Source organism: Olivibacter sp. EAT-5, assembly GCF_044784325.1.
In the GTDB taxonomy this organism is placed as follows: domain Bacteria; phylum Bacteroidota; class Bacteroidia; order Sphingobacteriales; family Sphingobacteriaceae; genus Olivibacter; species Olivibacter oleidegradans.
The window spans coordinates 1,788,581-1,812,848 of sequence record NZ_CP173028.1 but is presented as its reverse complement, the minus strand read 5'-3'; the positions used below and the strand labels follow the sequence as shown (position 1 = coordinate 1,812,848).

General features: G+C 39.7%; 24 protein-coding genes and 1 riboswitch. Of the genes, 18 read left to right on the top strand and 6 right to left on the bottom strand.

Features of this window, described 5'->3' with window-relative positions:
• Nucleotides 1–137 precede the first annotated feature (137 nt).
• The 11 genes from ACH11B_RS07370 to ACH11B_RS07320 all read left to right on the top strand — a co-directional run bounded on the left by ACH11B_RS07370 (nt 138) and on the right by ACH11B_RS07320 (nt 13,250).
• A complete protein-coding gene (locus ACH11B_RS07370) occupies nt 138–1,118 on the top strand; it encodes a DUF6427 family protein (protein ID WP_013664704.1) in 981 nt (326 codons plus the stop codon).
• 118 nt (nt 1,119–1,236) lie between these two features.
• Nucleotides 1,237–2,550 carry a hypothetical protein gene (locus ACH11B_RS07365; RefSeq protein WP_013664703.1) on the top strand — a complete coding sequence of 438 codons (1,314 nt, stop codon included), beginning with the start codon at nt 1,237–1,239 and terminating at the stop codon, nt 2,548–2,550.
• A 74-nt stretch (nt 2,551–2,624) separates the two neighbouring features.
• Nucleotides 2,625–3,185: an LPS export ABC transporter periplasmic protein LptC gene (gene lptC / locus ACH11B_RS07360; protein ID WP_013664702.1), complete on the top strand. Its 561-nt coding sequence runs from the start codon at nt 2,625–2,627 to the stop codon at nt 3,183–3,185.
• A 137-nt stretch (nt 3,186–3,322) separates the two neighbouring features.
• Nucleotides 3,323–5,428: a SurA N-terminal domain-containing protein gene (locus ACH11B_RS07355; RefSeq protein ID WP_377613175.1), complete on the top strand. Its 2,106-nt coding sequence runs from the start codon at nt 3,323–3,325 to the stop codon at nt 5,426–5,428.
• 116 nt (nt 5,429–5,544) lie between these two features.
• Nucleotides 5,545–6,060: a DUF2480 family protein gene (locus ACH11B_RS07350; RefSeq protein ID WP_377613174.1), complete on the top strand. Its 516-nt coding sequence runs from the start codon at nt 5,545–5,547 to the stop codon at nt 6,058–6,060.
• A 47-nt stretch (nt 6,061–6,107) separates the two neighbouring features.
• Nucleotides 6,108–6,884, top strand: coding sequence for a DUF3108 domain-containing protein (locus tag ACH11B_RS07345; RefSeq protein ID WP_013664699.1), 777 nt, complete (start codon nt 6,108–6,110; stop codon nt 6,882–6,884).
• A 48-nt stretch (nt 6,885–6,932) separates the two neighbouring features.
• Entirely contained in the window at nt 6,933–7,502 is a 570-nt protein-coding gene (locus tag ACH11B_RS07340; protein ID WP_130855138.1) for a DUF3109 family protein, read from the top strand.
• 285 nt (nt 7,503–7,787) lie between these two features.
• Nucleotides 7,788–9,341 (top strand): Do family serine endopeptidase, encoded by a 1,554-nt coding sequence (locus ACH11B_RS07335; protein ID WP_013664697.1) that lies wholly within the window; start codon nt 7,788–7,790, stop codon nt 9,339–9,341.
• Between the two features lie 343 nt (nt 9,342–9,684).
• A complete protein-coding gene (locus tag ACH11B_RS07330) occupies nt 9,685–10,458 on the top strand; it encodes a succinate dehydrogenase cytochrome b subunit (RefSeq protein ID WP_130854573.1) in 774 nt (257 codons plus the stop codon).
• 47 nt (nt 10,459–10,505) lie between these two features.
• Entirely contained in the window at nt 10,506–12,443 is a 1,938-nt protein-coding gene (locus ACH11B_RS07325; protein WP_377613173.1) for a fumarate reductase/succinate dehydrogenase flavoprotein subunit, read from the top strand.
• Between the two features lie 45 nt (nt 12,444–12,488).
• Nucleotides 12,489–13,250, top strand: a complete 762-nt coding sequence (locus ACH11B_RS07320) for a succinate dehydrogenase/fumarate reductase iron-sulfur subunit (protein WP_041388021.1) — start codon at nt 12,489–12,491, stop codon at nt 13,248–13,250.
• 87 nt (nt 13,251–13,337) lie between these two features.
• Here ACH11B_RS07320 and ACH11B_RS07315 read toward each other — a convergent pair whose 3' ends face one another.
• Nucleotides 13,338–14,612, bottom strand: a complete 1,275-nt coding sequence (locus ACH11B_RS07315) for a M56 family metallopeptidase (protein ID WP_377613171.1) — start codon at nt 14,610–14,612, stop codon at nt 13,338–13,340.
• A 28-nt stretch (nt 14,613–14,640) separates the two neighbouring features.
• Nucleotides 14,641–15,012: a BlaI/MecI/CopY family transcriptional regulator gene (locus tag ACH11B_RS07310; RefSeq protein WP_013664692.1), complete on the bottom strand. Its 372-nt coding sequence runs from the start codon at nt 15,010–15,012 to the stop codon at nt 14,641–14,643.
• A gap of 622 nt (nt 15,013–15,634) precedes the next feature.
• Between ACH11B_RS07310 and ACH11B_RS07305 the strand changes: the two genes are divergently transcribed.
• Complete coding sequence (locus ACH11B_RS07305; RefSeq protein ID WP_013664690.1) at nt 15,635–16,642, top strand: sensor histidine kinase; 1,008 nt, start codon at nt 15,635–15,637, stop codon at nt 16,640–16,642.
• A 16-nt stretch (nt 16,643–16,658) separates the two neighbouring features.
• On the top strand, nt 16,659–17,384 hold the full coding sequence (locus ACH11B_RS07300; protein WP_013664689.1) for a LytTR family DNA-binding domain-containing protein: 726 nt from the start codon (nt 16,659–16,661) through the stop codon (nt 17,382–17,384).
• A 4-nt stretch (nt 17,385–17,388) separates the two neighbouring features.
• Here the strand turns inward: ACH11B_RS07300 and ACH11B_RS07295 are convergent, their stop codons facing one another.
• On the bottom strand, nt 17,389–19,131 hold the full coding sequence (locus tag ACH11B_RS07295; protein WP_377613170.1) for a S41 family peptidase: 1,743 nt from the start codon (nt 19,129–19,131) through the stop codon (nt 17,389–17,391).
• A gap of 121 nt (nt 19,132–19,252) precedes the next feature.
• Complete coding sequence (locus ACH11B_RS07290; protein ID WP_013664687.1) at nt 19,253–19,468, bottom strand: hypothetical protein; 216 nt, start codon at nt 19,466–19,468, stop codon at nt 19,253–19,255.
• A 186-nt stretch (nt 19,469–19,654) separates the two neighbouring features.
• Between ACH11B_RS07290 and ACH11B_RS07285 the strand changes: the two genes are divergently transcribed.
• Nucleotides 19,655–20,254 (top strand): porin family protein, encoded by a 600-nt coding sequence (locus ACH11B_RS07285; protein ID WP_041388020.1) that lies wholly within the window; start codon nt 19,655–19,657, stop codon nt 20,252–20,254.
• A gap of 38 nt (nt 20,255–20,292) precedes the next feature.
• On the opposite strand, the gene ACH11B_RS07280 is transcribed toward ACH11B_RS07285, so the two are convergent.
• Nucleotides 20,293–20,682: a group III truncated hemoglobin gene (locus ACH11B_RS07280; protein WP_013664685.1), complete on the bottom strand. Its 390-nt coding sequence runs from the start codon at nt 20,680–20,682 to the stop codon at nt 20,293–20,295.
• A 569-nt stretch (nt 20,683–21,251) separates the two neighbouring features.
• Here ACH11B_RS07280 and ACH11B_RS07275 point away from each other — a divergent pair.
• The 3 genes from ACH11B_RS07275 (at nt 21,252) to ACH11B_RS07265 (ending at nt 23,225) form a co-directional block, all read left to right on the top strand.
• A complete protein-coding gene (locus ACH11B_RS07275; protein ID WP_041387158.1) occupies nt 21,252–21,620 on the top strand; it encodes a hypothetical protein in 369 nt (122 codons plus the stop codon).
• Between the two features lie 18 nt (nt 21,621–21,638).
• Nucleotides 21,639–22,382 (top strand): peptidylprolyl isomerase, encoded by a 744-nt coding sequence (locus ACH11B_RS07270; protein WP_013664682.1) that lies wholly within the window; start codon nt 21,639–21,641, stop codon nt 22,380–22,382.
• A 75-nt stretch (nt 22,383–22,457) separates the two neighbouring features.
• Nucleotides 22,458–23,225 carry an exodeoxyribonuclease III gene (locus tag ACH11B_RS07265; RefSeq protein ID WP_013664681.1) on the top strand — a complete coding sequence of 256 codons (768 nt, stop codon included), beginning with the start codon at nt 22,458–22,460 and terminating at the stop codon, nt 23,223–23,225.
• Between the two features lie 32 nt (nt 23,226–23,257).
• On the opposite strand, the gene ACH11B_RS07260 is transcribed toward ACH11B_RS07265, so the two are convergent.
• A complete protein-coding gene (locus tag ACH11B_RS07260) occupies nt 23,258–23,683 on the bottom strand; it encodes a YybH family protein (protein ID WP_377613169.1) in 426 nt (141 codons plus the stop codon).
• A gap of 237 nt (nt 23,684–23,920) precedes the next feature.
• Nucleotides 23,921–24,015: riboswitch (TPP riboswitch) on the top strand.
• A 45-nt stretch (nt 24,016–24,060) separates the two neighbouring features.
• On the opposite strand from ACH11B_RS07260, the gene thiS reads away from it, so the two are divergent.
• The gene (gene thiS / locus ACH11B_RS07255; RefSeq protein ID WP_013664679.1) at nt 24,061–24,261 is read left to right on the top strand and encodes a sulfur carrier protein ThiS; all 201 of its coding nucleotides are present in this window, start codon (nt 24,061–24,063) and stop codon (nt 24,259–24,261) included.
• Nucleotides 24,262–24,268: the final 7 nt, after the last annotated feature.

The window sequence follows — 24,268 nt, the reverse complement described above, 5'->3', positions numbered from 1 at the left end:
CAATGCTTGAAGTCTGTCTCTCCTTTTTCAACGGATATCCTTCTAACGTGACAGCTTTTTACTTTTACTTTTTACTTTTTACTTTGATTACACTAATATTGTAGTTCTATACAGATAGGTAAAAAGCAAAACAGGTAATGATCAATTTATTTAGAAAATTTACTCCCTCTAATCTTCTATTTTTAATAATCATCGCCTGCTTCCTTTGTATAGGGGCTTTTATTCACATGCCGGAATCGTTCCATCCGATTCTTTTTGAGCAAGCTATTATGACGTTTGTGAAAAACGCAAACGATTTAACATTTACGCCTTTAGCAAGTATTCTCCTCACCCTAGTGATTACCATTGCGCAAGCGCTGTTATTAAACCGGATCGTCGACAATCATAATTTACTGGGTAGACCCACTTTTTTGCCTGCGTTAATGTACGTAACAACCGCCAGTCTTTTACTGCCCTTTCTCGCTTTAACTCCTACACTCATCTGTAATTTTTTATTGATCTGGATGATCGATAAATTGCTGAAAACCTATCATCGTGCGGAAGTAAAATCTACCCTATACGATTTAGGCATGTTGGTTGCGCTCGGAACCTTATTCTATTTTCCTTTCATCCTCATGTTCTTGCTTTTATGGATAGCACTCATTATTTTCAGACCTTTTGATTGGCGCGAATGGATTGCCGGACTGCTTGGCTTTATAACCATCTACTTTTTACTGGGCATCATTTATCTTTGGAAGGATCGCATTAATGATTTTTACGCCATCTGGAAGCCTTTAACCAACCCAATTCCCACATCATTTCATATTGAGCTTTATGATTATTGGGTGTTAATGCCCTTGGCCCTGGTTTTGATTCTCTTTTTAAATACCCTGAGAGAAAACTTTTATAAAAGCATTGTCCATGTAAGAAAATCCTTTCAACTGCTGTTTTTTATGTTTCTGTTCGGGATTTTCTCTTATTATTTGAAAGCCGATGCACCGCAATATCATTTTTTAATATGCGCACCGCCTATCTCTATTTATATGGCCTACTATTTTAATTTCGCGAAAACCAGTTGGTTTTATGAAAGCGTATACGCTATTTTAGTCATTGCCATTTTATACTTTCAACTTTTTTAACCAAGTAAAACTGTTTGTTTTAACCTTTTTTAACAAAAACACCCCACTTCACAACTAAAAAATAAATAGCTTTGCAGTCTTGAATTGACATATATAGCTTCATGAACAGTAGATCCGCATGAGATTACACATTAAGAAATACCTTTATATCATTGGAATATGCGTTAGTGCAACCGCTAGTGCACAATCGAACAGCAGCTCACCTTATTCGGCATTTGGGCTAGGCGCTTTAAGGGGCGACCAATTACCGCAATACAGGGCAATGGGTGGACTGTCAACAGGGGTGCGTAGTTTAGGAGGCTATAGCAATATTAACGTAGCCAATCCGGCCGCCTATTCCAGCATTCGCCTATCAACGTTTGATATCGGAGCTTACATGAACAGAACCATCCTTGAAAAAGGAGGAAACAGTGAAGCAAGCGGAAATTTTGCTTTAAATCATATTAATTTTGCCATTCCTTTAAGTCAGCGTTCTGCCTTTAGTTTTGGCCTTATGCCCTTTTCGGATATGGGCTATAACTATGCCTCGCCTATGTCATTCGGCTCCGGAGATACAACACGGGCGAACAGAGCTTTTGCGGGTGAAGGCGGTCTCAGTAAAGCTTATATTGGATACGGGGTACAGATCGGCAAATACTTCAGTGTGGGAGCGAATGTATCGTATTTGTTCGGAAAACTAAATAATATTAGTGGAATCGAATATCCTAACCAACTAGGAGCTACTAATTCGAGAATTGAGAATAAACGGGATATTAACGGCTTTAATTACGATTTAGGCCTTCAATATCACACCACCTTGAATGAAAAAACGCTCCTAACACTTGGCTATACCAACAGTTTGGGCACTAAGCTTAATTCTACTGCTTCCGAAATTGTAACACGTATATCGAGCAATATATCTGACGGTACGATCAATTCGGTTTTGGATACCGTATCTTCTTATTTTGGTAATGAAGAAAAGATAACACTCCCTATGCGCCATAGCTTTGGCTTCAGTATTAACCGTGCTAATAAATGGTTACTAGGCGCTGATCTTCGTTATGCTAAGTGGTCCGATTATAAAGATGGATCTGTCCTGGACGATCAAACGAAATTCAAAGACAGTTACGGGGCTAGCCTTGGAGGCCAATGGACTCCTGATATTACTTCTATTCGCTACTGGAACGTGGTTGATTACCGTTTCGGATTACGCTATGATAAAACCTATTTAAATCTAAACGGGCAAGACATAAAGGATATGGCCGTTAGTCTGGGCTTAGGGCTTCCCATCCGGGCACAGTCGGGTATTCAAGCTTATTACAAAATCAACCTGACAGCGGAATACGGACAAAGAGGAACCCTAACCAATAACCTGGTTAAGGAAAGGTATTTTAATTTTACCGTTTCTTTTATGTTGAACGATCGTTGGTTCCAGCGGTATCGATACGACTAAGCAAAGAGAATGGGGCAAATGAAATGTATTTGGTGACTCATCAATTAATCTATAGGTTCCAAAAAAGACAAGCCATGGTTTTTAAACAAACCATGGTTTCGTTGTTTTTTGCTGTCTTATTCTTGTGTTCTTGCGAAAATGACCTGAAGGATGTCGAGCGCATAGCGAACATTAATGCTGAAGAACCGATTGATGTCTCTTATGGTGTTACCGTCATTTACAGTGATTCGGCGGTCGTAAAAGCTAAGTTGATTTCCAGCAAAATGATTAAGCATAATGTAGATAGTCCCTTTTACGAGTTCCCAAAGGATGTGCTTTTGATCTTTTATGATAAAAACAAAAAAGAGGAGAGAAGAGTCACCTCTAAATATGGTCTATACTTTGAAAAGAAAAACCTGGTCGAATTGAGGCATAACGTGGTTGTTACCATGGCTGATGGAACGATCTTCAAATCGGAAGAACTTTTTTGGGATAACGATAAACGGATTTTCTTCAATAAACTGCCATTGACCATCACCAGTCCTGATGGAAGTATATTGGAAGGGAACTTCTTCGAGGCTGATGAAAATTTTGAACACCGGAAAATAAACGGGGCAAGGGGAGTATACAATTTAAAAGAAGGTGATGGATTATGACAATACTCCATCGCAAATACTTTTTTTATTGTTAAAAATTGTATCTTGCGCCCTCATTTAAAAATTTGTTGAATTTTTATTTTAAATACTTATAATAAAGAACTTAAAACCTTCAATCAAAATAGTATAAAGAGCATATGGGATTAATGACCTTTTTGCGAAACCGCGCGGGAATAATCATTGTAGTAATTATCGGTTTAGCAATCGTAGCATTTTTATTAGGCGACGTTATCCGCTTCGGCACCCCGTTTTGGGCATCTCATCAAAATGAGGTGGGTAATATAGATGGCGAATCTATATCGTATACGGATTTCAATAATCAAGTGGAACAAAGCATCAACAATATGCGCCAGCAAATGGGGGGCAATATGAGTCCACAAATGACATCCTATGCGGTTGAAGATGCATGGAATCAAAACTTAAGACGGCTATTACTCGACAAAGAACTCGAGCGTATTGGTCTGGGTGTAGGAAAGAACGAGTTGCAAGATATGGTAACCGGTAAAAATCCATCACCGATGATGGCGCAGAATTTCGGCAATCCACAGACCGGAGAAATAGATCGCAATCAATTGAACCAATTTCTTGCCAATGTTGCAAAAGAACCTGCAAATAGCGAGCTAAGTAGACAGTGGGGTACTTTTTTGGAAGCCATGAGAGATAACCGTCTACAGCAGAAATATAACAACCTGGTACAAAACAGTGTTTACGTAACTTCCTTAGAAGCAACCGAAGATTATAATCAACGGAATAAAATTGCCAATTTTAGCTACGTTTTGTTAGATTATGCCTCCATACCCGACAAAGACATCAAGTTAACGGACGCTGATTATCAAAATTACTACAACGAACACAAGGCCGCTTTCAAGAATCAGATGGAAACGCGTTCTTTTGACTACGTTGTATTTAATGCGCAACCAACCGCACAAGATACGGCTTTAGCCAAGGAAACGATTACTAAACTAACGGAAGAATTGGCCAAGTCTACCAATGACTCGTTGTTTGCTGTATCCAACTCGGAGCAAAAGAGACCCGTTTCTTACATAAAGAAAGGAACCTTGAGCCCTGCTTTGGATTCACTGGTATTTAGCGCGGCTAAAGGTTCAACTGTAGGGCCTGTATATTCGAACGGTGTCTACGAGTCTGCAAAAATATTGGATGTACGCAATAGTCCGGATTCGGTCACCGCACGCCATATTTTATTAAATCCTGCAACAGAAGGCGGAGTTGATAAGGCCATGGCAAAAGCAGACTCCATCAAAAACCTTATTCTAAAGGGAGGTAACTTTGCTGCACTGGCAGTGGAATTTGGTACGGACGGGACAAAAGATAATGGCGGCGAATTAGGTACATTCGCTAGAGGCAGCATGATCCCTGCTTTCGAAAATGCTGTTTTTGATGCAAAACCAGGTGATGTATTCGTTCTAAACACACAATATGGTGTGCATATCATTAAGGTAGACGCACAAAAAGGGATGTCTAAAGTGGTAAAGGCAGCTATTATCGATAAAAGCGTGAGTAGCAGCAATGAGACGTTAAGAGCAGCTTATAGCAAAGCATCCGACTTCTTTGGAAAAGCAAATAGCCAAAACTTTGCTGAAGAGGCCAAAAAGGCTGGTTTGACCGTAGAACATGCGGATAACATTACGCCCATGCAAGGCTATCTGCCTAACCTTGAAACACCAAGGGAAGTGATTAAGTGGGCTTTCAAAGCCGAAAAAGGCGATTTAACGGACAAGGTCTACGAGCTTGACAATCAATATGTGATTGCTAAATTGACTAATATTCGCCCCAAAGGACAGTTGTCTTTGGAGGATGTGAAGAAAGAAATCGAGCCGGCAGTATTAAATAAGGTAAAGGCCACAAAGCTAACACAGAAGTTGAACGATGCTCTTCAAGGCGCAAAATCAATTGACCAGATAGCACAAAAAGTCGGAAAAACACCGAAAGCAGAACAAAACATCGTTTTTGCAAACCCGATATTACCAGGAGTTGCACAGGAGAATAAAGTGGTAGGAACGGTGTTCGGATTACAACCGAAGCAGCTATCTAAGCCAATCGAAGGAAATCAAGGTGTATATGTGGTACAGGTTACTGACTTCGTAAATCCTCCTGCCTTAGATAAAGTTGATCAACAAAAGCAACAAGTTAGACAACAACTGAGACAACGGGCTTCCAACCAATCCTTCCAAGCTTTATTAGATAAAGCAGACATTAAGGATAATCGTGTGAGGTTCTACTAAAATTATTTATTCATACCTTTGTATCCGGATAGCTATAACATACTATCCGGATTTTTTATTTTAAGACGGCCTAACATTAGTGGCAATAGAGGAATTTTGTAATTTATTCGAGGGGTATGGAAATTCAAGAAAACATAGTAAACAGGGTTGCAAACAGTGGTCTGCTAACCTTTGATTTAGCATCACTCAAATCAAAAGCTGAAGTAGCCGTTTACGATATAAAAGACAATTTATTTCAGGGACTTATTTTACGTGAAAAGGATTTTCGTGCCTTTGTAAAAGAAAACGACTGGTCTAAATACGCAAGTAAAAATGTGCTGATTACTTGCAGTGCAGATGCAATCGTTCCTACATGGGCCTATATGCTTCTGGCTAATAAATTGGAACCTTATGTAAATGAGCTTTTTTTCGGGGACAAAAAAACCTTTGAAGATATATTATTTGAGCGTGCCTTATCCAATCTGGACATAGAGCAGTTCAGAGACCAGCGAGTAGTAGTAAAGGGTTGCGGAGACATAAAAATTCCGGAATCGGCCTTCGTTACCTTTGCTTATAAGTTATCAAAAGTTGCCAAAAGTATTATGTACGGTGAGCCTTGTTCTACGGTTCCTATATTTAAACGAACGACATAAAGTATCGTCTAAGGCGTTGGTTAATGCTTAGCGATAAATAATTTATGATGAAGAAACTACTAGCGGTTATTATCTCAGTTACGTTTTCAGCCCATGTGTCCGCGCAGGTCTTACCCTATTTAAAAAAGGGCGTATTTCAACCGGGAGAAGAGCTGACTTATAAGCTTAAATATGGCTTTATTTCGGCAGCAGAAGGTGTATTAAAAGTCTTACCGTCTGATCTAACGTTTGATGGAAAACCAACATATCATTTAACCGCTGTTGGTAAGACTTCAAAGGCATTCAGTATCTTTTATAATATACGTGACCAATACGATTCGTATATTGATCAGAAAACATACCTTCCTTATTTCTTTAGCGAGGATATCAAAGAAGGTAAATATAGGAGAAACGATAAGATTCGATTTCATCAAGATAAAAAGAAGATTGAGGCAACGCGTGGCAATTTTACCGCTAAAGAATCGCAGACATTCGATTTGCTATCTGCCTATTATTTTTCGAGAACACTAGACTTATCGAATATAAAGGAGGGAGAATCATTTAAGCTCTCTTATTTTCTAAAAGACTCTTTAGCTTATCTCTACATTACCTATTTAGGTAAAGAAAATATAAAAACCCCTCTGGGAACATTTAGGTGCCTGCGATTTAGCCCATCATTGGAGCCGGGTCGTGTATTTAAAAAAGATAGTAAACTTCATCTTTGGGTAACGGATGATGATAACCGAATACCGGTAAAGGCACAAGTAGATATTTTAATAGGAGCGGTAACCTTGGAACTTACCGGCGCCAAAGGTTTAAAATATCCACTGAAAACAACTAAGTAACGACAAAAAGACATAAAAACGCCATTTTGTCGCAATATTAACGATATGATGATTGAAGTTAGTGACGTATTGGTTAATGAGGAGATCATTAAAGAACAATTTGTCTGTAATCTGAACAGATGTAAAGGAGCGTGTTGCGTGGAAGGCGATTCGGGCGCACCACTCGATCAGCACGAGTTGACTATACTTAAGGAGATTTATCCTGAAGTAAAACCCTTTATGACGGCTAAAGGAATTGAGACCATTGAAAGCACCGGAACACACGTGGTGGATGAAGACGGTGATTTGACAACGCCATGTGTTGACGGAAATAAGGAATGTGCATACGTGACCTGGGAAAATGGTATTACAAAATGTGCGATTGAGATCGCCTATCAAAAAGGTCTTATACATTGGAAGAAGCCCATTTCCTGCCACCTATACCCCATTCGTATTACGAAATATCCGGAATTTGACGTCCTAAACTATGATCGTTGGCATATCTGTCATGACGCTTGTTCCTATGGAAGGGAGTTAAAGGTTCCTGTTTATAGCTTTCTGAAAGAACCATTAATCAGGAAATACGGAGAAGAATGGTATAAAGAACTGGAGGAAGCAGCAAAATCCCCACATATTTAATGGCTTTGTAAGTTTTTCATATTAATCTTGTTTTTTAAGTTTTCTTTAACATTTTTTAACAGAAATGACAAGCCAAAAATTTGGCTTTAAGCACCAAATGGTATTACTTTTGAAAGAGTCAAATCAAAGTTTGCAGACTTGACTAAAACAAACAGGAGAGCGAAGGACTTTTACTAGGGGTCCAAATTTTTATCGAATTTTCCTTGAACGAAAAAAAGCAACATCCCGGTAATAAGTCATCAAGCTCCGCATAATGGTACAAACCGCTAAAAAATAAAATAGAAAATGAAGAAAATAGGATTGACACTACTAACAGCCCTTATTGGTGGAGCGGTGGCTGTTGGAGGTTACAAATTGTTGGAGAAGAAACAAATTAGCCAAATGTCGTTTGAAGAGCGGCAACAACTTCACTATGCGAATAACCCGAGTAACATAGCAGCTTCAACCGGTAATCTTGATTTCACGCAAGCGGCCGCAGCAGTTACTCCCGCAGTCGTTCACATTAAAACAGAATATGAGCAATCGGGTCGATCGGGCGGTGATCCTTTTCAGGATATGTTTGAGGAATTTTTTGGCGCACCGAGAGGACGTCAGCGTCAAGCGCAGCCGGCAAGGGCTTCAGGTTCCGGGGTAATCATTTCCAATGACGGTTATATCGTAACGAATAATCACGTGGTGGAAGGAGCTGATAAAATCACCGTTGAACTTACCAATAAAAAGGTTTATGATGCCAAAATCATTGGCCGCGACCCGAATACTGATTTGGCATTAATCAAAGTTAATGCAACAAATCTCCCAATTGTTAAATTAGGTAATTCAGATAATGTAAATATTGGCGAGTGGGTTTTAGCTGTGGGCTATCCTTTAGGTTTACAATCGACCGTTACAGCGGGTATCGTCAGTGCGAAAGGTCGCGCCATCGGTATATTAGCTGATCAACAGAGACAAGAACTTTACCAGCAGTGGCAGCAAAATGGCGCAGATCCGAATAATATACCGGCGAGCTCTGCAGTCGAATCGTTTATTCAAACCGATGCAGTGATCAATAAAGGAAATAGTGGCGGTGCACTGGTAAATGCCAACGGCGAGTTAATTGGTATAAATGCTGCCATTATGTCGCAGAGTGGCTACTATGCCGGTTACGGTTTTGCCATACCGGTTAACCTGGTTAAAAAGATTGCCGATGACTTTGTAAAATATGGAAGCGTAAAACGCGGCTATGTAGGCGTAACCTTCCAAGAGCTCAATACCGAAGTAGCGAAAGAATTGGGTGTTGCCGAAATTAATGGTCTTTACATCAATAGTGTAGTGCCAAATGGAGGCGGTGCCGCAGCAGGTTTGAAAAAAGGTGATATCATCACTAAAATTGACGGAAATGTAATCTACTCAAGTCCAGACCTACAAGAGCGTGTAGCAAGACTACGCCCTGGTGATAAAGTTAAGTTGACGTACAAACGCGATGGAAAGGAAAAAGAAGTAGTTGTAACCTTGAAAGGAGATGACTCCATTAAGTCAGATAAAGAAGGCAAGAGTGGTAGTAACCGTAGTACCGCTGAACTTTACAACAAGCTAGGCGCAGGCTTCATTCCAGCAAATGCACAATTGAAAAAGAAGTTCAACATTTCTTCGGGTGTTGTCGTATCTGAAGTGAGGAGAGACGGTTTATTTGCCGAATACAATGTTCCAAAAGGATTTATCATTACAGCGATCAATGGTAAACCGGTTAATAATGTGGATGATGTCGAAAGCGCATTAGCATATGGCAAGAATGACATGATTCAGCTTAGCGGTGTTACGCAAGACGGGGCTCGTTATACGTCGACATTCCCTTTAAAATAACATAGTATATATAACCTTTAAACAGAAAGGGATCTTCGCAAGAAGAGCCCTTTTTTGTTATACGACATCCAGGATCAGCGTCTTCTGCCAATCATCGAACCTCCTGGACTTGTTTATTTCAAATTAATTATATAAAGCCTTCTTCTTCAACTCGTTTAAGCTTGATTTCAAAAAAAAGACCGAGGATCGCCTCAAAAAGAGACATACAAAATCGGTTATAAAATTGTGTAAAAATGGTCAAAAATTAGAACCATTCTAAATTGCGTAAATAGATAGCCATTATTATGTCATTATTAAATCAAATAAATAGCTTTGCCTACCATTAATAAAATTAACACACAAAATGAGTAGTTTTAATCAAGCATTAACTTCCACATTAGGGAAAAAACTAATCATGGCCTTAACAGGTTTGTTCTTATGTACATTCCTGATAGTACACCTGATTGGTAATCTCCAATTATTTAAGGATGATGCAGGCAAGGCTTTTAATGACTATGCCTACTTCATGACACACTTTCCTCCCATTAAGGCAGTGTCCTATCTATTGTATGCGTCTATTATAATCCATGCTATCTATGCCTTATTATTGACCTTACATAATAAGAAAGCTCGTCCTGTTGGTTATGCAAGTTATGCGGGTAATAAAAACAGTACTTGGAATTCGAGAAACATGGGTATTTTAGGGACCGTGCTTTTGGTTTTCATCGCAACTCACATGGCCAATTTTTGGTGGAAATTCCATAACGATGAAGTGCCTTATATAGAGTATCGCACCAATTTAAATACGCTTGAAACACAGGTTACGGAGCTAAATGCATCAGATTTTACAGATTATCAAAAGTTTACTGAAAACGGAGAAGAGGTGACGAAAGCGCGCGATTTATATAAGCAGGTAGAATATGCCTTCCAAAACCCGGTTCTAGTTGCTTTTTATGTACTGGCAATGGCGGCCTTATCTTTTCACTTAATTCATGGTTTTAACAGTGCCTTCCAATCACTGGGTTTCGATCATAAAAAGTATGTGCCGATTGTGCGCTTTCTTGCAGTATGGCTGTTTGGCGTTATTATTCCGATAGCCTTTGCTGCTATGCCATTGTATTTTTTCTTTTGTAAATAAAATTCACTTTCCCGGTTCGCCGGAATTGTGATAAAAATAGAATAAAGATGATGTTAGATTCTAAAATACCAGAAGGCCCATTAGCCGAAAAATGGTCAAAACATAAATTCAATCTTAAGTTAGTTAACCCTGCTAATAAACGTAAGTTTACCATCATTGTAGTTGGAACAGGATTAGCAGGAGCTTCTGCTGCGGCATCGCTTGCCGAGCTAGGCTATAATGTAAAAACATTCTGTTATCAGGACAGTCCCCGTCGTGCGCACTCCATTGCCGCACAGGGCGGTATAAACGCTGCTAAAAATTATCAAAATGATGGCGATAGTGTATATCGCTTATTTTACGATACCATTAAAGGAGGCGATTATAGAGCCCGTGAAGCCAATGTATATCGCTTGGCTGAGGTTTCGGTCAATATAATCGACCAATGTGTAGCACAAGGCGTTCCATTTGCCCGGGAATACGGCGGCTTGTTAGACAACCGTTCTTTCGGTGGAGCACAGGTTTCCCGTACTTTTTACGCTCGCGGACAAACCGGGCAACAACTTTTACTGGGCGCCTATTCTGCACTGAACCGCCAAATTAATGCCGGCAAAGTACAATCCTATACGCGTCATGAGATGTTGGACGTGATAATGATTGACGGACATGCGAAAGGCATTGTTACCCGTGATTTAAAAACGGGTAAAATCGAGTCACATGAAGGGCATGCGGTTCTATTGTGTACCGGCGGATATGGCAACGTTTTCTTCTTATCTACAAATGCCATGGGATGTAACGTAACTGCTGCCTGGAGAGCGCACAAACGTGGTGCTTTCTTTGCGAATCCTTGTTACACGCAGATTCACCCGACCTGTATTCCTGTAACCGGCGACCACCAATCGAAGTTAACTTTGATGTCCGAGTCATTACGTAATGACGGTAGAGTTTGGGTGCCTAAAACAGTTGAATTAGCAGAGAAGCTCAGAAAAGGACAGTTAAAGCCGTCGGACATTAAAGAGGACGATAGAGATTACTTCTTGGAGCGGAAATATCCGTCCTTCGGTAACCTGGTTCCCCGTGATGTGGCTTCCAGAAATGCTAAAATGATGTGCGATGAGGGAAGAGGCGTCGGCAAAACCGGACTAGCGGTATTTCTTGATTTTGCAGAGGCCATCCAACGGATGGGCGAAGATACGGTACGCGCTAAATACGGCAACCTCTTTGATATGTACTATCAGATTACGGATGAAAATCCATACAAACAACCTATGCGTATTTATCCGGCTGTACACTACACCATGGGCGGATTATGGGTTGACTATAATCTGATGACCAGTATCCCTGGTCTATATGCTTTGGGTGAATGTAATTTCTCTGACCACGGAGCAAACCGGTTGGGTGCTTCTGCACTCATGCAGGGTTTGGCCGATGGTTACTTTGTAATTCCATATACTGTAGGTGATTACCTAACCAGCTTGGGAAGCTTTGCTCCGGTTGACAAAAATCATCCTGCTTTTGAAACTACCCGAAAAGAAGTAGAAGAGAAGGTCAAAAAACTTCTTAGCCTTAAGGGATCGAAAACCGTAGATGACATTCATAAGAAGCTTGGCCACATTATGTGGGAATACTGCGGTATGGCTAGAAATGAAGAAGGGTTGAAAAAAGCAAAAGTAATGATTCAAGAACTTCGAAAGGAATTTTGGAGTGATGTCACCGTCTTAGGAGAGAACGAAGAGCTAAATCTGTCATTGGAAAAAGCCGGTCGCGTAGCCGATTTCTTAGAACTTGGCGAATTAATGGTTGATGATGCCTTAAATCGCAGTGAATCTTGCGGCGGCCATTTCCGCGAGGAAAGCGCTACCCCGGAAGGTGAAGCAAAGCGGGACGATGACAATTTCGCTTATGTAGCAGCATGGCAGTATAACGGTGATAATCAACCGGAAACACTTCACAAAGAAGCACTCGTATTTGAGAATGTGAAGTTGACCCAAAGAAGTTATAAATAATTTAACCACTCAAATATATAAAGCATCATGAGTGAAGAAAGAACAATGAATTTAACGCTAAAAGTTTGGCGTCAAAAAAATGAAAATACAAAAGGTAAATTTGTTACAATACAAGCAAATGGTATTTCCTCAGATATGTCATTTTTAGAAATGCTTGATGTTGTAAACGAAGACCTGACAAGAAAGGGAGAAGATCCCATATATTTTGATCACGATTGCCGTGAAGGTATCTGCGGCATGTGTTCGCTGCATATTAACGGGCAGCCACATGGTCCTAAGCAAGGAACAACCACCTGTCAATTACATATGCGCAGCTTCCACGATGGACAAACTATCGTCATTGAACCTTGGAGAGCTGCGGCTTTTCCGGTAATCAAGGACTTAGCGGTTGACCGTACGGCTTTTGACCGCATTCAACAGGCAGGTGGATATGTATCCGTGAACACCGGTGGCGTTCCTGACGGAAACGCTATTCCAATTCCCAAACCAAAGGCGGATGAAGCTTTTGAATCAGCTACCTGTATTGGATGTGGAGCATGCGTCGCGGCTTGTAAGAATGCCTCTGCCATGTTATTTGTTTCGGCGAAAATATCACAATATGCACTATTGCCGCAAGGACAGGCAGAACGTTACCAAAGAGCACAGGCTATGGTAGAGCAAATGGATAAAGAAGGTTTTGGTGCCTGTACCGTTACAAAGGCTTGTGAAGCAGAATGTCCGGTGGGCATCAAATTGACAAACATTGCCAGAATGAACAGGGATTACTTTAATGCGAAGTTCTTTAAAGAAAAAACTGCTCATTCATAAAACCGTTTTACACTAACTAAGCAAAAAAAGCGGTTCCTCTTTTGGAGGATACCGCTTTTTCCATTTTACCGGCTTAGATTGCGTTCGTTAGTTGGCTGCTGTTTGCGAGACCTGCTCCTTTTGTTTTGACTTGCTTAGGTTCAATTTTATAGGAAGAGAATAGGATACTCGGACAGGCTTGCCATCTACAAGACCTGGGGCCCATTTTGGGGAGGCTTCTAATAGTTCTATAGCCGCCTCTCCTGTTCCTGAGCCTAGGTCTTTGTAAACTTCAATTTCACTGAGTGATCCGTCCAATTCCACAATAAACCTCACATGTAAAGTCCCTGCAATCCCATTCTTTTTGGCTTCCGCTGGATATTTATAATGCTCACCTACCCATTTATAGAAGGCATGTAATCCACCTGGAAACTCTGGTTGTTTTTCTACCTTATTAAAATCAACTACGTTTTTTTTGATACTATCTTGCTTCATCTCCCATCCATTTGGAAGTTTGAGTCCTTCCTTCTGATCGGCGTTAACGTGCGTGAGTTCTTTATCACTGACTTTTGCTGATGAAAATATTAACATAGCAGCAAACAATGGCACAGCCAAAACATATTTTAGCAATGCGGGTCTTTTTGATTTGTCTTTTAAGAGCATAACGATTCTACTTTTTATAAATGATTGATTCAAAAAATTGTTAGTCAAGACGGATGAGGAGACTGAAAAGGTACGACTAATGAGCAGTTCGGCATAAGTAATCTTATCGTCTCGACTGGCGTTGATGGCCTCATCGGCAATGTATTCATGCGTTAACTTAAGCGAATTAGTTAACCAATATACAACCGGATTAAACCAGTTAAATAACTTAACCACCTCCAAAAGCAGTACATCCAAGGTATGCAATTGTTGCACATGAACCAATTCGTGACGAAGTACCGTTGGACTGCCTTCTTGCCCGTCATCAACCTTAATCATGTGCATAAATGAATAGGCATCCCCACGATTATTGGTTTTTAAACGCCTCCTTAATTGAACTAACTTTCTGATTAATAGCGCGAGCTGTACCAAAAAGCCACTAATATAAATGTAGCCCAAAATTGAAATATGGATGTCGCCCATTGTATCACTAGGGGTATTATTCACGGTCATATCAATTGTAACGGCATCTAAACTTGATCTAGCAACAAAAACCGTTGAAGATCCAAAAGCGTTCTGTAACCACTCTAAATGAATGAGCGGAAAAATAAACGACAAGAAGACAGTCCCTACCAAATAAATTCTATTCAACTGAAAAAATGTCTCTCTTGCCAGGAAAAACCTATAAAAGCCGTAAAACAGGATCAGATAAATGTTAGCGATAATTAAGTAGTTCATCATAATTGTTGTTTCTAATGGTTTGAATTTTCTATTTTTTCTTCGCCTTCTCGAGTAGTTTTAATAGCTCATCCGTTTCCTTTACATCCAGCTTATGCTCTTGTAAAAAAAACGACAGCATACTGCGAGGTGAATTATCAAAATACCCGGATAACAATTTGCCCGTCGCAAACTCTTTATAGGCATCCTTGCTCACCTTGGCAAAGTAACGGTGACTTTTCCCAAAACTTTCATGATCAACAAAACCTTTGGCTTCAAGAATGCGAATGATTGTAGATACGGTATTGTATGCAGGTTTGGGTTCGTCCATTTGCTCAATGATATCCTTCACAAAAGCTTTACCCAGCTTCCAAAGCTCTTGCATAACCTGCTCTTCAGCGCGTGTTAATTCTTTGATTTCCATATATTTTCCGGTTAATAACACAAACTTAAAACTAAATATTTAGTTTTACAACTATTTTCTTAGTTATTTTAAAATAAAAAAAAAACGCCCTATTAAATGGGCGTCCATAAAAATATATGATGGGGGAAATCTTACAACCTTTTCTCCTTAAAAAACAGTTCCGCTATCTTAACCGAATCAGAAAAGAAGAGCCCTCACATTTAAATATTTAGGGATCGTAACAAAGGAGGCATTTAAATCTGCGGATCTTTGTATGACTTCTGTATTGACATGTGTACATATCACCAAAGCTGCTATTAATATCGGTATCAATAACAACAAGAATGGAGAAATATTCGATAAAAGCGTTTTCATATTTTTAGGAGTTAAGGTGTTCATTTTTTTTCTTAATTATTATGATACAAATAAACGAGTGTTTTCTTTTTTAATAAAGTTTTTTAGACTAACGCTTTATATTTCTAGACAAACAGGAGATTCATTACATCGGCTGTATTAGCAAGTTCATCGCTTAAGCGGGGCCGTTAGTATATCAAGAGTACCTAAATTGCCACATAAAAGATATATTTGTTACCTTGTAAGCAGCTATAAAAGCATAATATAAAAATAAGAGCGCTTAGCCTACATGAAGAGAAGTCACATCCTTTACCATATACTCGTTTGGCTTATTTTAGCCACCCTATTATTTTTGGCAAATGACAATAAGAACAGTCTTCCGCATTTAATCTTTTACAGTCTGTTCACGGTATTTAATGTTGGAATCTTTTATTTTACTTATTTCTTTACTGCCTCTTATTTTATTGGAAACAAGCGTTACCTTTCGGGCTTTATTATCTCCACTTGCTGCTTATTTGTTTGCGCGCTCATTAAGTTGACAATCGCCGTCTATAATGAACCTATTCTTATGCGTTACGGTGACCATATGGAAAGAACCTTAACCAAAGCAGAGTACTTTACTTCAGCCATTATAATCACCCTGTTTTTTATGCTACTAGGTTATGCCTTTCGGCTGGCGACAAATTCCTATCAAATGGAACAGGCAAGGAAAACACTAGAAACGGAAAAACTGAACGCAGAGCTGGCTTTTTTAAAGACGCAGATTAACCCACACTTTCTTTTCAACTCGCTCAATAATATTTATTCACTTGCCTACCAAAAATCAGATAAAGCACCGGAAGCCATATTGAGATTATCCGAAATTATGCGTTATATGCTATATGAAAGCAATGACGAGAAGGTGTCCTTAGAAGAAGAGATAAATTACCTGGAAAATTATATAGAACTCCAAAAACTTCGCGTTAAGGAACAAGTGTATCTGGATCTTCATATCAACATCGACAATTATCAGCACCGCATCATGCCTCTGTTAGTAATTTCCTTTCTTGAAAATGTTTTCAAGCATGGCGTTGCAACAGACAAGGAACATCCGATTAGAATCACCGTTGAAGTTCAGAATAGTCGCCTGCACTTCAAAGCGCAGAACAAGAAGAACAAGCTAAATAAAGATAAGTCCGGAGGAATTGGCCTGACCAATCTAAAAAGGCGGTTAGAGCTTGGGTATCCCGACAAGCATAGCTTCATTGTACACGATAACGAAGATTATTACAGCAGCGAATTATTTGTATATTTATAAAGCAAATTCATAAACCATGATACGATGTTTAGTAGTTGATGACGAACCTTTGGCATTAGATATTATAGCAGATTATATTCAAAAAGTACCGGAGCTTACCTTATCAGCAACAACCACCAATGCCATCGAGGGTTTAGGCTTGGTACAACAAGGGGCAATTGATCTGGTCTTCCTGGACATACAAATGCCGGAATTAACCGGCATCCAATTTTTAAAAATCATAAATGGAAAATGTGATGTAATTCTCACCACGGCTTACCCTCAATATGCGCTCGAAGGCTACGAGCTGAACGTCACCGACTATTTACTAAAACCCATTGCCTTTGATAGGTTTTATAAATCCATTCAGAAAGTCATTAGTCAAAAGATTCATTTTTCTCCAAAAAACTCCTCGGTTGATCAATCACAGAATCATAATAAAAACAGTGAGTTTATATTCGTAAAAACAGAGCATAAGATTCAACGTGTCGACTATGATGACATTTATTACATCGAAGGGCTCAAAGATTATATCTCGATTTATACTTCCAGTGAACGGATAATAACACTTCAAAATATGAAAAAGATGGAAGAAACGCTTCCCGAGGAGCGATTCGTCCGCGTTCATAAGTCATACATCGTAGCTTTGGAAAAAATTGAGAGTATAGAACGTGGCCGGATCTCGTTAAAAGAAAAGTTGATTCCAATAGGAGATACCTACCGGGATTCCTTTTTTAAACGCATCGGCGAAAAACATGGTTAAAAGTTCAATTATTCAAGGGCTCCGCAGAGGCTAGGTGGACTTTCGGCTTTCCAATAATATGATAGTTACCTTTTCCCGAAAGCACGTTATTATAAACCAACATATCGGTCGCGGCTAAGATCTGTTGTGCCTTTTTTGTAGCGTCGTCTTTCGTTAATGCTACACGATACCTACCTTTCTGAAAATAGTACCGCGACGCAATCTCTTCTTCAAGCTGTCCCTTTATATATTCTTTATAAAGTACTAAGTCTCGATTTTTGTGCGACCTTATCTTTTGCGCAAGGACTTTCAATTCGTCTGCAACCTGCTCGCTCCGACTTTCCTTTTCCAGCTCTGACCGCAAGTATTGAAGAGCCTTTTCCGAACGTGTACTGTAGATGAAATTATGGGCCGATAGATACGTCAAAAAGTCGCTATAATCTTCATCCGACAGCCGAAACGACTGAAGGTCTTTTAGCGAACTATGTTTATGATAATACTGATTGGCATAACCGGAAATTAAAAATTTATTTTTCAACTCCTGTACAATCATACTTTGGGCTTGTTCATTTATTTCAATATCAGGCGATATACCGTCACCATTATATACTTTTCTTCCATTTACCGTACTAAACTCCGTGATTAAACTATCATTAATCTTTATCGCCTTGCCCCGGTTATCCTTGTGCGCATAGTCGAGCGCTTGAATGCATCTGCCTGAGGGTGTATAATACTTTGCTACCGTTACTTTTACTAAATTATTATAAGGCAAACGATAGGTTTGTTGCACGAGTCCTTTCCCGAAACTCTTTTTTCCTATAACTACCGCACGATCCAAATCTTGCAACGCACCCGCCACTATTTCAGAGGCAGAAGCCGAGCGCTCATTGATCAATACAACTAAAGGTAATTGAAGGGCTAAAGGAGCTTGCTTCGTGATATAAGTAAATCGGTTATCCCCTTGTCTTCCTTGTTGAAAAACTACTTCCTGTCCTTGCCGAACAAAAAAATTTACAATCTTCACCGATTCCTGCAGTATTCCCCCTCCGTTATCACGTAAATCCAGCACAAGCCCCTTTAATGGAGCTGTTCGCCTCATTTCAAGAATCGCTTTGCGAACTTCATCCGCAGCGCCGGTTAGGAACTTATCCAGTTTTATATAACCTATATTTCCGGGCAGTGTAGTCGAATAGCTCACATTAGGCTGTATGATGTTCTGACGGGTAACTTTGATATTTTCCAGGGTTCCGGTCAGGTTCTTTTTAATGCCCAGTTCAATTACGGTCCCTTCTTCCCCCTTTAATAGATGACTAACATCTTCCGAAGTCATTCCTTTAACCGCCTGGCCGTTGATACGTATAATTTCGTCTCCCACCTCCAACCCTGCTTTATGGGCAGGATAGGCCTCAAATATTTCGGCAATTTGAATACTTTTATCTTCTAAACTTACAATCTTGGCACCCAATCCTGCATATTGTGTGTTTATATACCTAAGACGAAAATCATCTAAATCTGATTCAGGCACGAATTCGGTGTAGGGATCCAATTCTTCCAGCATGGCATTGATTCCCTTTTTCATTAAGAGATTTGGATTTACATCCTCGACATAAGTCATACTGACTTGTCGGTAAAGAGCTGAGAAGATCTCAAGATTTTTTCCAATCTCAAAGAAATCATCTTTAACGAACGTGAAAGCCATGAACAAGACTCCAACTACAAGTCCTACTAACAGCTTAACGATGTGACTACGTTTGGTTAATCTTTTCATCAGCTTGCATTTTATTGATAGACGATCAATGCCCCAAAATCAAGCTCTTGAGGCATTACTATAAGCATAATCTGTACAAAGAATCTGACGTAGATTGGCGGGTAATAACTCACGAACTATACTAAAGCCTATTGCTCGATAAATCCGCTAGCCCCTTCTTTAATGTAAACAAGATATATTCCGGTTTTCTTTTCACCCGTGTTGACAACCTATTGACGAGATCTTCTTCTTGCCCCGCCCGATAGTCAAGGTCCTCGTCAGTCAGGTGATTATATTTTCGCTTAATCTTTTCCCGGAGAACCTTCCAATCAGCTTCATTTAACGTAAAAGACATCATATATTCTGGTTTTAAACAAACTTAAAACAAAATTTCACTAAATCAAACAGGTAACACATATATCCGGGCCTGTAACCCTCAAAAAACGATTTTAGGCTCGAAATTTGTGGAATCAGGTATCGGTATAGTTAACAGATGCTAAAACTTTACCATACATGCTATTAACAATTAAAAACGAGTATGAACATGAAAAAAACACTTTTATCTATTTGTATACTGATTAGTACAGTGACAATCGCTTCGGCTCAATTACTTCCTACTTTTCAGCTTGGTATTAAAGGAGGGTTAAATTTTTCTTCCTTAAGAACAGACGGGAACTGGTTTGACAAAAGCAGCCGCACCGGTTATCAAGCGGGCCTTTGGGCGCGTATTGGCGGCGCAGGCTTTCATTTTCAACCGGAGCTTTACGTAACAGGAAAAAATGCGGAGGCAAAGGTAAATGAAGGGGACGCTGAAGTAAAAATGGATTTTACAAGCTTAGATTTACCCCTATTACTAGGTACTCGAATCGGACTAGGCCCCATCGCTGCCCGTGTACAAGTAGGTCCGGTAGTCTCCTTTATAATTGATAAAGACAATTCGGTTTTCGATAGATTAGGCGAGGTTGGTAAAACCGGATCTTATAAAAACCAAGCGATTGCTCTAACCGGTGGTGTAGGTGTAGACATCATGCGGCTTAGAGCTGATTTGCGCTACGAACATGGCTTAAGTAACTTAACTAAAGATGGTGCAGAATCGCAAAAAATAAACGTATGGACTATCGGCATTGGCTATAGGTTATTTTAATTTTAGCAAAAAAGAGCAGTGTCTCTCCGCACTGCTCTTTACTTCTTATTCTCAGGAGGGTATACACCTAGTTTGGTTTGCATAATAATAGCAATACTGTTCGCTCTGAATTTCGCTTCTTCTGCACGTTCGCCACTAAACAACTCGTTTACGGTATTTTCCCATATATCAAGCCATCTATCAAAATGGGCTGGTTTAAACGCGGAAAGATAATTTAAGTTCATATGCTTAAAAAGCATCCCCCCTTTATAGGCTCCTGTTTGAAATAAAATATTTTCCCAGAAAGATACAATCGTGGGAATATGTTCATCCCAATTTATCGGAACTACCGAAGTAAAATAATGCCCTATTAGCGTATCTTTTGTAGCTCGCTCATAAAATAAGCGAACTAAGTGTTCAATATCCCGTCTATCCTGTATATCATTCATTTCTCTATCTCATAAGCGCTGGTTAAACTAGCTAGACAAAGATACGCATAATAAAAAAAGGCCACCAAGAATATGGTAGCCTTCCGTCAGATACTAAAACAAACAGTACATACTTCTAAAGTACTTTACCGTTATCTTAACTTTACTATTTTGATTTGGTATCTCAAAAGCAAAGTCATTTGTATATTTAAACCTTTGATAGGTTTCACAAATTGTCAATTTAATTGTCTATTGAGGCCTCCCCCGATGGACATTAACAATGACTTTCATACGCTCTCTTATCTTGATGTGCCATTGTTTCACTATTCTGTATAGAAATAGCGTGCCAAAAAAAGAAAGGGGCCTCAATGCACCTAAGAGTTCATTTTTCTATCGCTCATCTTCGCCATAGGCACACAAAGTGTGGAAAAAAATCCACATTTTGGTAATTGAATTTCGGGCGACGCGTAACATCGGTCATCGAAAAATCCTGCGATGATTTAAAGTCGCTCCTTAAGGCCCGTATTATTTAGCATTAATACGGAACCATTCCTGCATTCATACCGTCGTATATGTTATCTTTGCAATATATGAATGCATCAGAAATAAATAATCGCTGGCGTGTATTGCAAAAATATACGGCCGATCATTTTGATACAGAGGTTCCCGATATAAAAGTTTTTTTGTTTCTAATAGGCGTACAGGAGCTGGGTAAGGGACCACAAAAATTCTCCAAAAGGCAGAAGGAAGAATTAATGCATATTGCAACCTGCCGATTATTTAGCGAAATGGGTTTCTATGAACTGGAAGGCGTCGACCAAGATGGGTGGCCACATTGGAAATTGATTAAGTCAATTCCCAATTACACCCTTTTAGAACAGGAACTCATTCTAAAGTCGCTCATTATTGATTATTTTGAAGAACATATCCCAAACTCTACAAATACTAAAACGCTATAATCTATCCGCTAATCTAATATGAAGAAAACAGTTCTCTTCTTGTCTTTATCACTTCTTAGCTTATTTACATTCGCTGCAAAACCTGAATATACCTATGCGCGTATTTCAGTAAATGGCACAGCATGCATTGTAAGGCTCTATAATGAGACCCCTAAGCACCGCGATAACTTCATTAAGCTTGCAAAAGAAGGCTTCTATAATGGTACTCTTTTCCATCGGGTAATAAAAGACTTCATGATTCAAGGAGGTGATCCCGATTCTAAAAATGCACCACAAGGGACGCTTTTGGGTGAAGGAGACCTGGATTATAAAATTCCGGCAGAGTTCAATGATAGTCTCTTTCATAAGAAAGGGGCTCTTGCCGCCGCTCGAGATAATAACCCCGACAAATCATCCAGTGCAGCACAATTTTACCTCGTCCAAGGCAAAAAGTACAGTCCTAAAGAACTGGACCGTTTAGAGCAGTTGAAACTGGAAGGTCGGAAAATCCCACCCTACCAACGTAATGTTTATGAGACAATAGGAGGGACTCCCTTTCTTGATCATAACTATACCGTTTTTGGCGAAACCGTAAAGGGCTTGTCTTTAATTGATAGCATAGCTGCATTGCCCACAGACAGCAATGACCGACCACTCCAAAACGTTACGATGGAGGTGAGCATTCTTACCCCTTTGGCAACCAGAAAATTGGAAGCAGAGCTGAAGGGAGTGCCGTATAAGCCAAACATTTTCAGACGATTTTTAGATTTGTTCGCAAAATAACAGCGATTCTTATCGAAGAAGATCGCCTAATTTCCGGTACATTACAAGACAGAACAAAAGAACTACTCTAGATTGATGAAAATAATAACGTATAACGTCAACGGTATTCGTGCCGCCATGCGTAAGGATTGGATAAATTGGTTAAAAGAATCGGACGCGGATATCGTTTGTCTGCAAGAGATTAAAGCTTCACCCGATCAGCTTATTGATTTATTATTGATCGAAGGACTTGGTTATGAACATTACTGGTTCCCTGCAGAGAAAAAGGGCTATAGTGGAACCGCCATTTTAACAAAACGTAGTCCGAAACATGTTGAATATGGTTGTGGCATTGAGGCCTATGACAAGGAAGGAAGGATCATCCGTGCAGATTTTGAAGAATTGTCCATAATAAGTGCTTATTTTCCATCCGGCTCTAGCGGCGATGCCCGACAAGATTTTAAGTATCAATTTCTGGACGATTTTCGCCGTTATAGCGATAAATTGTTAACAGAGTTCCCCAGCCTTGTCATTTCCGGCGACTATAATATTTGTCATCGCGCAATAGACATCCACAATCCCAAATCAAATGCCAATAGTTCCGGCTTCTTACCCGAAGAACGGGCTTGGATGGAAAGCTTCATTAATAGCGGGTATATAGACACCTTTAGACACCTCCATCCGGAGCCTCATCAATACACCTGGTGGAGCTATCGTGCAAATGCACGGGCTAAAAATCTCGGTTGGCGAATTGATTACAACATGGCCAGCCGCGCTTTAGAAGGCCGTATCAAACAGGCTGCTATTTTAACAGATGCGCTACATTCCGATCACTGCCCCGTATTTTTGGAATTAGATTGCTAAAAAATCGTTCTGTCGTTCATTAATGACAGCCTTTAACTGGTATGATCAGCAACGATTAACCATTTACCTCCTATTTTTTTAAATAGGAGCGTAAAGGTCCCTCCAAGATCATCGTTCAGCCGTTTTAAATGCCATTTACCCAATACGAAATAGCTCGTTGGAGATAAGCGGTCAAACCGCAAAAGATTAAAAGCTAATGTTCCCATGGCGTTCCGGTCCGGATAAGTTTTCTTATATCTGTCAAAGGCCCCTTGCCAGCCATAAATAGGTCCCGCCTTGCTAACAAAAAGCAAGCTATCGCTTTTCCAATAGCCCTCCATAAACCGTGGGATATCTCCAACATTCCACGCCTGTTCTTGCCTCTGCAATACCTTTTTAATGGCCGATACCTCCTTTTCTTGTGCGAACAGGCCTGCTGATAGGGAGATCAGTACTAGAAAAAATAAACTTTTTTTCATCCTATTATTGTCTTTTATTCATTTTTTGCTTGTTTTTATGCTGCATTCGGCGGTTAATGGCTAATAAACCGGGATGTAAATATTTTTTTTTAAACGGGAACGCTTCATATCAAGCGTTTTCCGGTGCTCAATATAGATATTACTGCTGAATGTTTATAATAACGCCTTAAGAAGAATTTTCCAACAAATAAACCAAAGGGATTTCTATTCTTTAAAAAATATTTTATACTTTTGAAACAAAAGCTTTAGGGGTGTCCCATTATTGGGGCTGAGAGTTACCCTCACAACCTGCTCAGGATAATGCCTGCGAAGGGAAAAGTAGACAAGTCTTCTCATACCGTTCCGGTTGACTTCTAAAGCATCAATTTTTTTGCAATATGGAAGTCAACATTAATCATCAGACATTTTTTGTAAATGGCCAGCATCTTATCGCTGCCTTGGAGAGTTACGGACTAACGCAAACAAAAGGTGTTGCCATTGCCGTAAATGAGCACGTTGTTCCCAAGTCTAGTTGGGAAAGCTTTCAGATCCATCAGGGAGATCATATAACGATCATTACCGCAGCACAAGGCGGATAACGCGTTT